The sequence below is a fragment of the Calothrix sp. FACHB-168 genome (assembly GCF_963889195.1).
Taxonomy (GTDB): domain Bacteria; phylum Cyanobacteriota; class Cyanobacteriia; order Cyanobacteriales; family Nostocaceae; genus Aulosira; species Aulosira anomala_A.
Map to the genome: position 1 here is coordinate 65,210 of NZ_CAWPNJ010000001.1, position 13,290 is coordinate 78,499.

General features: G+C 41.1%; 12 protein-coding genes. 4 read left to right on the plus strand and 8 right to left on the minus strand.

The features are described 5' to 3' along the window. Positions 1-12: 12 nt before the first annotated feature. Complete coding sequence (locus AACW45_RS00300; RefSeq protein WP_190626535.1) at positions 13-1,092, minus strand: AAA family ATPase; 1,080 nt, start codon at positions 1,090-1,092, stop codon at positions 13-15. A gap of 354 nt (positions 1,093-1,446) precedes the next feature. Between AACW45_RS00300 and AACW45_RS00305 the strand changes: the two genes are divergently transcribed. Further along, positions 1,447-1,983 carry a hypothetical protein gene (locus AACW45_RS00305; RefSeq protein ID WP_190626538.1) on the plus strand — a complete coding sequence of 179 codons (537 nt, stop codon included), beginning with the start codon at positions 1,447-1,449 and terminating at the stop codon, positions 1,981-1,983. Positions 1,984-2,150: 167 nt separating this feature from the next. On the opposite strand, the gene AACW45_RS00310 is transcribed toward AACW45_RS00305, so the two are convergent. From AACW45_RS00310 to AACW45_RS00325, 4 genes are all read right to left on the minus strand, one after another. Beyond that, positions 2,151-2,786 (minus strand): hypothetical protein, encoded by a 636-nt coding sequence (locus AACW45_RS00310; RefSeq protein WP_190626540.1) that lies wholly within the window; start codon positions 2,784-2,786, stop codon positions 2,151-2,153. A gap of 232 nt (positions 2,787-3,018) precedes the next feature. Continuing rightward, on the minus strand, positions 3,019-3,300 hold the full coding sequence (locus AACW45_RS00315; protein WP_190627450.1) for a hypothetical protein: 282 nt from the start codon (positions 3,298-3,300) through the stop codon (positions 3,019-3,021). Between the two features lie 57 nt (positions 3,301-3,357). Then, the gene (locus AACW45_RS00320; RefSeq protein ID WP_190626542.1) at positions 3,358-4,404 is read right to left on the minus strand and encodes an ABC transporter permease; all 1,047 of its coding nucleotides are present in this window, start codon (positions 4,402-4,404) and stop codon (positions 3,358-3,360) included. A 130-nt stretch (positions 4,405-4,534) separates the two neighbouring features. Then, positions 4,535-5,053 (minus strand): adenine phosphoribosyltransferase, encoded by a 519-nt coding sequence (locus AACW45_RS00325; RefSeq protein WP_096644139.1) that lies wholly within the window; start codon positions 5,051-5,053, stop codon positions 4,535-4,537. Positions 5,054-5,497: 444 nt separating this feature from the next. Here AACW45_RS00325 and AACW45_RS00330 point away from each other — a divergent pair, with 444 nt between their 5' ends. Both AACW45_RS00330 and AACW45_RS00335 read left to right on the plus strand, forming a co-directional pair. Beyond that, positions 5,498-6,124: a DUF3038 domain-containing protein gene (locus AACW45_RS00330; RefSeq protein WP_190546865.1), complete on the plus strand. Its 627-nt coding sequence runs from the start codon at positions 5,498-5,500 to the stop codon at positions 6,122-6,124. Then, positions 6,121-7,647: a DUF4335 domain-containing protein gene (locus AACW45_RS00335; protein ID WP_190626544.1), complete on the plus strand. Its 1,527-nt coding sequence runs from the start codon at positions 6,121-6,123 to the stop codon at positions 7,645-7,647. The genes AACW45_RS00330 and AACW45_RS00335 overlap by 4 nt, the downstream gene beginning before the upstream one ends. A gap of 84 nt (positions 7,648-7,731) precedes the next feature. On the opposite strand, the gene AACW45_RS00340 is transcribed toward AACW45_RS00335, so the two are convergent. Then, positions 7,732-10,002 (minus strand): transglycosylase domain-containing protein, encoded by a 2,271-nt coding sequence (locus AACW45_RS00340; RefSeq protein WP_190626546.1) that lies wholly within the window; start codon positions 10,000-10,002, stop codon positions 7,732-7,734. Between the two features lie 434 nt (positions 10,003-10,436). On the opposite strand from AACW45_RS00340, the gene AACW45_RS00345 reads away from it, so the two are divergent. Then, complete coding sequence (locus AACW45_RS00345) at positions 10,437-11,066, plus strand: hypothetical protein (RefSeq protein ID WP_190626548.1); 630 nt, start codon at positions 10,437-10,439, stop codon at positions 11,064-11,066. 316 nt (positions 11,067-11,382) lie between these two features. On the opposite strand, the gene lspA is transcribed toward AACW45_RS00345, so the two are convergent. Together lspA and AACW45_RS00355 are read right to left on the minus strand one after the other, a co-directional pair. After that, complete coding sequence (lspA, locus tag AACW45_RS00350) at positions 11,383-11,853, minus strand: signal peptidase II (protein WP_190626549.1); 471 nt, start codon at positions 11,851-11,853, stop codon at positions 11,383-11,385. 117 nt (positions 11,854-11,970) lie between these two features. Beyond that, entirely contained in the window at positions 11,971-12,552 is a 582-nt protein-coding gene (locus tag AACW45_RS00355) for a biotin transporter BioY (protein WP_199330846.1), read from the minus strand. Between the last annotated feature and the right edge of the window lie 738 nt (positions 12,553-13,290).

Below are 13,290 nucleotides of genomic sequence, written 5' to 3' on the forward strand. Positions count from 1 at the left end.
ATAACTCAGTTTTCATCTCTCCATATACCGCCAGTAAGTTTGATGACACAAATACATAAGTCGCTGGGGGTGTCCGCCACTTTCTTGAATTAGTTTAATAATTTCTTCTTCCGTAAAACTCACCTGAGTATTCCCTAACCGATTATCAATAAAACCACGCACAATATTTTCGTCCCAAGGCTTAATAACTTCTTCAATGCAAACGCCTTGAAACGGTGAAGGATTATCTCGGCTATCAGGAAACAGAACATCTAAGTGTTCGCTAGCTGCAATTACCAAGCGCAGTGGTGGGTTAGCTTGTCCGTCAGCTAAACCGCGCAGTTGTTGGCGTAATTCCCTAGTGAAACCATCCCAAGTCATTTGTTGTACTTCATCTAATAACAACAATAATTGCTGTCTTTGTAATTCCCGAATTAATTCCCGACCTTTTTTGCTAACAGCGATTCCCACCTGATAGCAGAGTTCATCATAAAAATCATCGTCATTAAAAATTAAACTTAAATTGAGATAAATTACCTTGCGTGGTTTGAGCAGTCGATGTTGCGCCTGTTGCTCAATGGCCTTGAGTAGTGAAGACTTACCGATTTTTTTCTCTCCAATCAGCGCTACACTACTGCCACTATTTAGGGTTTCAAATACTCTGATAATCTCCCTTTCCCGACCGAATAATTGATCCTGTTCGGTGATGATGTCATTGAGGGGAATAAATGGGTTACCTGTAGAAACAGGCACCGGAGAACCAATATTATTATTGTTATTATTATTTTGGCTTTTCAACCATTCTAAATACTGCGGTTTAAGCCAAGCTAGAAATTTGATATCTTTATCGCGAAATCTCTGATTGTAATCTGGAAAGCCTTCACGGTCTACTTGAGGAGAGAAGCGCTCATTATATATTGTCCACATCTGCCGTCTCACAGTCTCAGCCGATATAGGAAGTTCAGAATTGTTTAATGATTGATCTGCAACTTGATTATTGTCATTAACAGTATTCTCATCGGGAAACTTCGCCAAAAGAATTGCCTGTTCTTTACGGCTTAAACCACGCTTACGAAATACCTCCATGACGAGAAAGTTTTCCCAAGAGTTCATATTTTTGCATTACTCCTCAGCACCTTAGCTTCACTAGCAAGGCTGAATTTAACTGAATTGTAAGATATATAACATATTTCACACGCGCTTCGGGGCATGGCAGTGCCAGTGCCCCTACAATCAACGATTATCTGTACCTCACCTACTAGCAATCTGCTGTAAAAGTTTTTCGATTAGCTGAAAATACCGGAAAAGTTTTTCCGATTTTTCACAAATATTTTTCCGATTGCCTTATTTTAAATAAATATTTTTCCTAATCTTTTCCGAGACATTATCGTAGCAACATCTTATGATTCTGATGTTAGCAATCTAGAAATTTGACGAATAGAACTAATTTGGTGGAGGAAAATAAATATGAGAGTTTCCAGTGAAAAAGTAATCGTACCCGTAGTAGTTGCCCTCATAGGCTTTGCAGGTACAATATTTTCTGCCTTGATTACCGCAAATCCTCCGACTAAAACAGACATTAAACCTTCTACATTACAATGCAGCCCCAATATTGCATCTAAAATTTGTCTTGCTAACCTATTGGTACAAATTAACAGCGATGAACCGATAATTGTAAATAATCTTCAACGGATTTCTTTACAAGTCGGCGATACTTTAAAGGTTATTCATCTCAACTATTGCATACCATCTGAAGTGAACCTAAATAAATTAGAAGCAAAAGCTTATCTCTTTAAAAATGGAGTTGAGAGTTATCAAGATGTTTTGTTAACTCCTAGTCAATTCCCTATTAATACCGGCGTTTGTCACAAAATTGGCAACTTCCAAACAATCTGGAAACTTGAACCAGGACAACATCAAGTCATGATTCCAATTATCAAATATGATGGCAGTAACAGAATTGTTGATAAAAGCTTCTACTTCAATTTAGATGTTGGTTCTTAAATTTTGCTAGATTCTCAATTAGCACCATCGTCCACCTGGGAATGAATTCCCAGGCTAATAACCTAAGTCCACTCAAGTGGACTGAGAATTTTACCAGTAATCTCAAGACAAATTTATCTATTAGCTGGATAATTTATTCTCTTCTCAGGTGCTTGTGAGGATTGGTGCTAAGTAAAATCTCGCCGAATGCGGTTTATGGCTTGGTTTAAACCTTCACTGTGAATCCAACCGACAAAGCCACCATAAATCATTCTGTCATGGCGATCGCTAATAAAAACATGGTCAACTCCAAGTTGATTTTTCCAAGTTCTCACCACGCTACCATCCCTCAGCCGCATAATCGGGTTGGAACTCTTAAAATCACGGTGGTGTGCGCGAGTCATACCGGGAACATTTTCTAAAATAGCGATCGCATCTTTGGCATCATCGGTTGTATTCTCAGTAACTACCGTGGCACAACCACAGCCATCACTAACAGTTACCTTCAGCCTCTCTTTCATATCACCGTTAAACAGCGATAAAGAATCAATCTCTTCTAAAAGTTTCCCATGCGGTTCAGTTTGGCGGCGTTGACAATAAACGGCGGTGAGAAAATCTTCCAGGCTGACTTTCGCCAAAGCTTCAGTAATCAAACCTGTCAATCCCAACACCGCAATTCCCCCCAGCATTCCCGCCGGGCCGCCTAAAAAAGCTAAAGCGGCGGTAATCGCCGCCGCACCTGTAAAACCTGTAGCAGCCATTGTGATCACCAAAATCACACCCGGTAAACCCAACGCTGCAACTTTTGTCACAACTTCATCCATAGCCTGTCACCTCAAGACAAGATGGTTCCTGAAGTTCTTTCTAACACTTCTGGTATATACACTGCCTATAAGCAAGCAGCAAATGTGTAATTCTTATCATCATGACACAGAGGCGATCGCGCTTACAGCAGTTTTCACCTATTTAAACCACATCTGTCGTAGGGGCACGGCACCAGTAAAATTATTGTATGTACCCAAAGATTGTCGGTGCCGTGCCCCTACAGCGTGGTCTTTAACCATGCTGTAAAAAATCAATCTTGGGTAATAAAGGATCGGTGACAACACCAACACCAATAAAACCCCAGCGCTTCAGCAAACTACCTACCTGCGTCCGTGGAATAGATTCTACAGCAAGGCGATTTGCCACATCTGCCGCATGAGTATTGAGATAACTCAAAGCATCAAAATTTTCCGAAAACAACAACAAATAACCCGACGCTTCCCCATCAGGACGCGCCGTCAGGTAACGACCATCAGATTTTGAACGTATCAGATAATATACTTCCGACAACATAACCGAGACAAGGAGGATAATTGTACAGACGCGATGAATCGCGTCTCTGACCATTGACTAATTCAAACTTTCCAACTTAATGCGCGGATCAGCAGCTTTCAGCATTAAGTCAGCGATGAGGTTACCCACAATCAACAGTACCGCACCCATCACCAAACTGGCCATTAATAAATACAAATCCTGTGCTTGTACAGCTTGTAAAGTTAACCTTCCTAAACCAGGCCAGTTAAAGAATTGTTCCGCAATAAATGCACCGTTTAACAACCCAGCCAATTCAAAACCCAGCAAGGTAATTAGGGGGTTGATAGCGTTACGCAAAGCATGAACGTAAATTACTCGATTTTCTGGCAAACCTTTCGCCCGCGCCGTTTGGATATAATCTTGACGCAGAACATCCAATAATTCACCGCGAGTAATCCGTTGCAAACCTGCAAAACTGGTAATTGAAAGTGCGATCGTTGGTAGAATCATATGCCAACCCAGATCCAGGAGTTTACCAAACCAGGATAATTCTGAGTGATTAATACTAGTCATGCTACCTACGGGGAAGATTGGCGAGGTAAGCTGCGCCACAATCAACAGAAATAGCGCTGTAATAAAGCTAGGGAAACCTTGTCCGGTGTAGCTGATGACTTGTAATACCCGGTCAACCAGCTTATTTTGCTTCACAGCCGCGATAATACCCAAAGGAATAGCGATCGCCCATGTGACAATTAAAGATGCGATCGCTAACAACAAAGTTGCTGGTATCCGTTCCTGCAACAGCGACACCACAGAACGTTGATAAACAAAACTCGTGCCAAAATCTCCCTTACTGAAGATTCGCCACAACCACAGCCAAAATTGCTCCGGCCAAGATTTATCCAAACCAAACTGACGCTTTAGTTCCTCAATTCTCTCCGGAGAAATCTTCGGGTTTTGCCGCAAAGTATCTACATAATCCCCTGGAGCCAGCTGGATAATGAAAAATGACAACGCTGACGCCAAAAATAGCGTCAACAATGCCTGTAAAATCCTTTTGATTACATAAATAAAAGTCTCACTCGTCACCAGCCTAATTAGCCAGTTTAGACTCGTCTCCAGGGAAATTTTTGTAGATGTCATTGCAGTTTAGTCAATGGTCAAGGGTCAATGGTCAAGGGTCAAAAGTCAAAGGTCAAAAGTTAAGGGCCAATAATCAATTCATTATGGACTGTTGACTATGGACTGTTGAGTATGGACTTTTGACTCTTGACTAATACTCAATCAGAGAGATAATTGGCACATCCGGCAGATGTTTCCGTCCTTGTAAATCCCGTAGCTCGATAATAAACCCAAAGCCCACTAAATCGCAGCCAATCTTCTGCACTAACTTAGCTGTCGCACCCGCAGTTCCCCCTGTAGCGATCAAATCGTCCACAATCAAAACTCGGCTACCTGGGTGTAACGCATCTTGATGCACTTCCAAAGAGTCTGTACCATACTCTAATTCATACTCAATCGAGTGTACTGCTCCCGGTAACTTACCTTTTTTACGAGCCGGAATAAACCCAGAACCTAACTTATAAGCCAAAGGAGAGCCAAAAATAAAGCCCCGTGATTCCATCCCCACAATGTAATCTGGGATCAATTCCTTTTCAATACACTGTTGGGCGAAAAAGTCAATCGTGTAGCGCAGTCCTTCAGGATCGCGTAGCAGCGTAGTGATATCTCGAAATAAAATTCCAGGTTTAGGAAAATCTGGTATATCACGAATTAGCGACTTCAAATCCATAAAATATTGATATTAGGGATTGAGTGTTGGGAATTGGTAACTGGGCATTGGGCATTGGGCATTGGGCATAAGACAAAACTTATTCCTAGACCCTAAACCCTAGACTCTAGTTCCTAGCTCCTAGCCCCTAGCTCCCAATTCCAGATACCTGACAAATCGTACACTATAATGTCTTACGCTGGGGATCGAAGCTCTAGTTTCCTTATCCATTGACGATAACTTGAATCTAATTCAAGCTAAGGATGGAATTGCACTACCTATTGAGGCTGATACACTTATGTGTTAAAAACTTAGATTTCAGTATACGGAAACCTTTGATTAGAAGAAGTAATGTATATATCAGGCAGTACTATTACTGCTGTTACAAGCCCAATTTTTTTATTAGGCTATTTATTTTAAATTTGTTTTACCTAGTCTGTTGGAACCGCACAAGGTATCTATAGAATGAATGTCTCCGCAAGTTTAACGCCTTTCAACAGTCCGCCTCCCCCCTCATTGCCTATGATTTTGGATACATTACCCGATCCGGCGACTGAGGGACAAGGATGTCCCCGGAGAACACGGGTGCAAATAGATCTGATTTTACTAGCAATTGAAGCTTTAGAACTCGGTGGTTCTGAAGCCATCCTTGCTTTTGCCGATGAATTAGACCTCAAAGGAATTATTAAAGATAGAGTTAATTTATGGCGGATGCGCAGCTCTAATCCACTGCGCCGAGCGCACATGCGCCGCCCTTTAAGTATCATGGAAGCCAAAGCTTTAGTGGTAATTGCTTGTTACATAGCGCGGCGTTTAACAGTTGTCATCCGCCAGTTGCTGATGATTTACCAACAAATGAATGAAAAGCAACTCCCACTAGAACAAAATTTGCGCCTTTCTAATTATTTGGAGCGATTTAGAACGCATTTTAGAAGTAGGATGAGTTCCCGGCGATCGGGAGTGCTAGCGTTAAATTCTGATGAAAAATTAGACGAGCTAGCTATAGATTTATTGGGACAACTACTATTCTGTACTGGCACAGCTGGAATGCAGAGGTTCTGGATCAGTCTTTTTGATGGGGAAGTAGAATGAATATTCAACGTAAATATAGTCTACCTAATTGTACATTGCTATTAGAAGGCTTAAGCGATGCTACTAGGGCTGCACAATTTCAAGAACTGCGCCCAGAATTATCAATATTGGTAAATGCAGAATGCTATTTATCTAGCTATAAGCAGCCCTTAAGGGGAGGAAGAGAATTTTTTGAAAGTTTGGTGAGAGCTGTTAGTGGTTATGCTCAAGAATTTTTGAGTAATGTTCCCAATCCCCAAGCACATAATCGCGATTCCGAGTTAGTAGAAATCCAGAAAATAGACATCAATAGACACAGATTGATTGTCCATTCTGAGGGCGAAGCCGAAGGTTTTGATACTAACCCGAACCGCAGTAAAGAACCTATTGAAGTAGATTTGAATACGGTTCAGTTATTTGACTTAGTAGAAGCAGTCGATCAGTTTTTTGCTGACACCCAAACTTTACCAGAATTATCACTGGAATTACAACCAGTTGCTAGACGCGGTAGTATTGCCAACCAAGCCCTTTTAAAGCAAGTAGTACCTGCTAGTGTAGGCGTTTCTAGTTTAGCAGTTGCAGCATTAGCTTTAACCTTGGTACCATCGCCGCAACTACGTACACCAGAGACAAAATCACAAGAGCCTACTAGCTCTACAACCCCTAGCCCTATAGCTAGCGCTACTCCTGTAGCTGTTGAGTCTACCCCTACAGCTACCCCTAGCGCTACTCCTGTGGCTGTTGAGTCTACCCCTACACCTAGCCCAACTGTGACACCTGCTGATACCGCTACACCAACAGCTTCAGTAACTCCCACAGCTAGTCCTGCACCTACAACAGCAACCACAGTTCAAGATTTAGAAGCATTATTAACTACCGTTCCCGAAATTACCGATGCATCGAAGCTGCGGGCATTAAATCGCCAAGTTTATAACCAAATTAATCCTGCTTGGACTAATCGCTCAGGCTTACAAGAGGATTTAGTTTATCGTGTAGGTACGGCAGCAGATGGCGCAATTATTGGCTATAAACCAGTCAATAAAAAAGCCAATGATGATATCCAAAAAACTCCTTTACCTAACTTACTGTACAATCCTGCTCAAGGTACCCCTATTGGCAAAGAACCAATTGCCCAATTTAAAGTTGTCTTGACAAGAACAGGTGAACTGCAAGTAAGTCCTTGGCGAGGATATACCAAGACACCGGAAGTAGTTGGCGTCAAAATTACTGAACCAAATGCAGTCAAGAGTTTAAGTCAGAACCTTTATAATACAGTTCGCCAACGTTGGGGTGGAAAACCCAGCTTTGATCGAGATTTGAAATATCGGGTAGCGGTAAATAAAGATGGCGCGATCGCCGATTATGAACCACTTAACCAAGTCGCCTATGATTATGCTAGAGAAACTCCCCTTCCTGTCTTGCTACAAGCGGCTTACGGCTCTAATTTAGTCGCCCCCAACACCAAAGAACCCCTAGCCCATTTCCAACTCATATTTCAGCCTAGCGGTAAACTAGAAATCTCTCCCTGGAATGGATATCAATGATGAAACAGGAAATAGAGGTATTACCGACAAGAGAAAAACTCTTTACCAATGACAAATGACAAATGACCATTGACCATTGACCAATTACTTAACAATTCGCCCCATATAATTACCCCATAACTGAGCCGCTTGGGCGCTACTACCAGATGTGGGGGAGTTGTTATCATTACCTAGCCAAATCCCAGTAACCAAGCGCCGACTGGGAATAAAGCCAATGTACCACAAGTCAACGTTCTTATCTGTTGTACCTGTTTTCCCACCTTCCCCTAATCCCAGAGAAGCACCCCGACCAGTACCCCTGGTCACTACTCCCTGCATCATTGTAGTCATCCGAGCGGCTACATCATTAGATAGCACTCGTTTATTAGCATCAGGATCTTGGTCAAAGGAGTAAATTACACGACAGGTTTTAAGATCCTTAGGCTCGCGACAATCACCACTGTCTAAAATCCGGCTAATTGCATGGGGAGGATTCCATACCCCCCGATTAGCAATAGCCCCAAAAGAACCAGTCATTTCCAAAACATTGACAACACTTTGACCAAGTACCAAACCAGGAACAGGATCGAGTGCTGATTTGACACCTAAACGTTGAGCCATTGCTACTACTTTGTCTAACCCAACTTCTCGTGCTATTCGTAAAGCGATCGGGTTTTCTGACAACTCAAACCCTGTGGTCATATCTAAACTCGTATCTCCACCCACGCGACAAGGTTTATATGTAAAGCCTTGCCAAGTTAAAGGCGAACAAGAATAACTTTTAAATGGGGAAATTCCTTGCACTAAAGCAGCAGTGTAAGGGAAAATTTTAAAAGTAGAACCTGGTTGCCTTTTGGCTTGCACAGCCCGATTAAATTGGCTTTTTCTGTAATCTGTTCCCCCAACCATTGCCAAAATACTGCCATTGCTGGAATCTAAGGTAACGATCGCTCCCTGGGAAAACCTAAAACTTGACCCAGCAGTATTTACGGAATTACGTAACGCGGCTTCCGCTTGCGCTTGAATAGCTATATCTAGCTGAGTTTCAATAATATAATTGCCTTCTTTCGCTGCTCCCTCCCCCAAGATTTCTTCTAGTTCTTGGAAGACATAATTATAAAAATAAGGACTGATTGTTTTTGCTTGCTGTTCGCAAACTTTTGGGCTGACTTGTACAGTCGAACGTCTAGCGCGGTTTGCTTCCTCTGGTTTAATTTGACCCATTTCTACCATTCGCTTAATTACGCGGTTACGGTATTCAGCCGCCTCTAGTTTATTCGGGCCTTCTCCACAGAAATCAAAGGCGTTGGGGCCTGGTAAAATACCTACCAAAGTTGCAGCTTCCGCCAAAGTTAATTCTTTAGCCGACTTTTCAAAGTAATATTTAGCCGCATCTTCAAAGCCAGAGGTATCTCCACCTAAAAATACTCTATTTAAATAAGTCAGCAAAATTTCGTCTTTGCTGTAAAAAGTCTCCAGCTTCAAAGCTACAACAGCTTCCCGCAATTTCCGCCCCAGAGAATCTTGTCTACCTACATAATCCCGAAACAAACTGCGAGCAACTTGTTGCGTAACTGTACTGGCTCCTTGCTGCACATCACCGCTTCGACTATTAATTAGCAAAGCACGCATAATTCCCAAAGGATCGACGCCAAAGTGCCAAAAATAGCGGCTATCTTCTGAAGCCACCACAGCTTTTGCTAAATAAGGGCCAAAATCATCCAATCGCTTCAAATCTATATGAGATGTAGTTCTCGGCTCCCGTAGTGGTGTAGAACCATCACGGGCGTAAACAACCACAGGCGCACGGGTAGCTGTAGGTAACGGTCTGACGGAAAATTTCAGCCATTCCACGCCAATCACTAAAGCGAATAAGGCTCCCACCCCACCAACGCCATAAGTCGCCCAAGTTGCGGCTTTCACATACCAAGCTGGTGGATCGACATATTGGAGACGCACGGAAGCAGCTAATTCTGGCGGCCCCAAGGTGAGAATATCGCCATGACGTAATTCTAAAGAGGTGACCCTACGCTTACCTCGGTAAATACCATTAGTAGAGTTTTCATCTTTAATAATGAACACGGGGGTGCGTTGGCTAGAATCACGGGATAATGACAGGTGAATTTGGCTAACTACCGGGTTACGCACCACAATATCGCTAGATTTGGAACTGCGTCCTAACACATAGCGATCGCCTAACAACGGATATACCTCCGCCTTATCTGCTCCCGCATCCTGCACCCACAGTTCCGGTACTTTGGCATTGGGCTTAAGTGCTAGTTTGGAAAAATCCACCCTAGCTTGAATTGTATGTACTGCTTGCGTCAGTTGACCAAGTATGGTTTGGGGCTTTTGAGGAGGTTGCGGGGAACTCATTGGCTATTTACATTACGCCTATTAACTAACAATCAGAAGATTTACAATTTTAATGGTAGTCTTACACCATTTTACTCATAAGCCTAAGGGGAAATTAGTTGTACTGATTTTTTCCGAATATATTTTACATCTAAAATATAGTTATTCAGCATATCTACCAAATTTGTCTTGAGCTATTATTTACCTACACAATTCATTGTATTTTTCGCCTAAAATGCCTATTATATATACTATTAGCAATAATCAAAACCTAAGATAGCAGATTTGCTTTTGTAATTGTCTAAACTCAAAATCAAAAAGTTCCCGGTGTAAATTTTACCGCTTTAATAAATCCACATACATCGCAGCAAAAATATACATCCCCATTTAGACAGATTTTATAAATAATTTTGTTTGGTTTAATGGGCGGAGTGTTCCGTTGAGGTTAATTCAGAATGAAGGGAAAAACTCTGAGCCTGATTGGTACAGCTCTAACATTAGCCCTAACCGCCAATGTTGCTGGTGCCGAATCAAGTAAATCCTCCATAGCTCAATCTAATAGCTCATCCACTAATTCACCAACGGAAATCCAGATGTCACCAGAAGGCATGAAAATTCTGTGTGAACATTTTCCGCTCAATTCACGCTGTCAAGGTGGCACAGCAGTTGATACTAGCTCTCCTAATAGCGGTAGTACAACCAGCCCCACACCCGAAAGTACAACACCAAACAGCAATACTGCACCAGGGTCTAGTCCTTCCGATATAACTTCTCCCAGCAACCCTACCACACCAGGATCTACCAGTCCTACTGACAGCACTCCAGCACCAGGTAGTAGCACACCTGGAAATACAGTACCAGGTAGCACCAATATTCCTGAACCAGGTACTTCTACCCCCGGTAGTCTGACTCCATTACCAGGCAGCACCACCCCACCTGATTCTAGCAATCCAGAAAGTGTAGCACCAAGCAGCACAATTACACCCGATCCTAGCAACCCAGGTACTACTAGCGAACCAGGTGCAATTTCTCCCACTCAAGTTCCAGCTACTAGTTCGCCATCAACTCCATCTACTGGAAAATAACAGGTAAAACAGAATTTTGAGATGAATTTGCCATTATCAACAGTCAGTTAATCTGATATATCGCACTAGTTGATAAAGTTGCATAATATGCAATACCAAGTGGTGAAAGTAAATCTCTCAAATTCTCGTTGCATATCCTAAAATTCAGGATGATAAAAGTATAAGCCTGAGAGTGTTGACTCTCAGGCTTAATTATGTGAAAAATTGCATTCAGATAAGAGATTTTTACTATTATTCAATATCTAAACGATTCACAAATATCTATCTCCCTTGTCCCCCTTATTTTGTTAGCAAATCAAATAGAATTACTATCGCCCTATCTATTAGGAGAACTTGGTGTCTTTTGCCAAGATGCAATTAACAAACAAACAATACCAATACTTATAAAAGAATCTGCCATATTAAAAACAGCAAAATTAATCAAGCGAAAATCTAGAAAATCGACAACATAACCTAAAATAAACCTATCGATACCATTACCCATTGCTCCACCTAAAATCAAACCATAGCCAAGTTGATCCCAAAAATTTAATAAGGAACCAAATAATGCTAGGCAGACTAAAACCAAACTAACTCCTAAAGATAGCCAGCGCAACCACTCAACTTTTCCACTTAAAATACTAAAAGCTGCACCAGTATTGGTTACATAAGTAAAGTGAAATATATCTTGTAAAATTGGTAATGTTTGCCCCAACTTAAAGGTTTGCACCACCCAGTATTTTGTCAATTGGTCAATAAAAAAAGCTATGAAGGCTGCAAGCCAGAACAGGTGATTTTTTAAACGCATGAAATTAGGGACTAGAAACTATGGATTAGGCAGTATGGAATGGGATTTCAGAATGAGAAGCATAGATTGTAATTTTGTTTGTTTAAACCAAGCTGTTCACTCTTCAGACCCCCATAACTAATAAAACATTAAATGTCGTAATAAATATGCTATTACAGTCACGGCACAAACTACAGTCAATTGTCCTGGTAGCACAGACCAAGAGTATTTAATAATTGCTTGCATTAAGCTTAAATCTTCTGTGCCTTGCCATTGGAAAATATAACTAATAATTAAATAAGTAATACCGCAGATGTGTACAGATAACAATCCACACAAACAACTAAATCCCAGAGTTTCCAATTTAGGTCTAGCTTTAAATGCTAAATATCCACAAATCCAAGCACCAGGGATAAAACCCAGTAAGTAACCAAAATGAGCTAGCTTGACATAACCTATACCACCACCTTCAGAAAAAACTGGTAAAAATGTTAAGCCCATAACTAAATAAGCAATTTGTGAAAGTGCGCCAGCATTTTTACCACCTAAACAACCTACCAGAAGTACGGCTCCAATTTGATAACTGACACCTAAAGAAAAAGTTTGAATTCCTTGCTTACCCCAACTCCAAGGTAATGTAATTCCATAGGCTTCGAGGAAAGTACTACCCATAGTCAACAGTAAGCCAATCATAGACCATAATAATTGAACAGTTGCCATATTTATAGGGCTTTCAACCTTGTTTGTATCTGAAATACTCATCTAATACTCAAAATTAGGGTTATCAGTGTTTTTCTCTCGGAGATAAAGTACTTTTTTATACTAAATATACATTTTCAATTGCTGCATATCTTTTACTATCTCTTTTACCTTATCCAACTAACGAATTGGGTAAAAAAGTCTAACTAAATTATGGGAAAAACTCAAACTCGATACAGGTTTTATTGCAGGGGAAATTTCTTACAAGTAAGTCAACAATTGCACCAAACTATGTTGCGCAATGTAAACATGCTTGGAACCCTTACCAATGACCAATTACCAATGACATAACTCTCCTGTGGGAGACGCTACGCAAACACCAGTTGTCTTTCATTGCTCCGATTTACTTAGTTGTAATCTTGGTCAAAAACAAGCACAAAGATGAGAACTTGCGGAACTAAACCAAACTGAATATTTGAGAATTAAAGCTGATGCTGCAAGTCAATCTTGTGTATTCATCACCTTTATGTATTTGATAATTAGTAATTGCTGAACAGTGAAGCGCTCAAGGTTGAATTAAGCTAGAACTGACTACAGCTAAATCTAGCAAGAGTTTTTGAGATTTTCATATATTCTGTAATGCTAGTGAAATCAAGCTAGCACCTCAATGGCTGATGCCTAGCTATCATGCTGAATTGTAATTTTTTTCATAGATAGTACCTTGTTATTTCGGAGTTAAATCATACAGCGATCGCATTT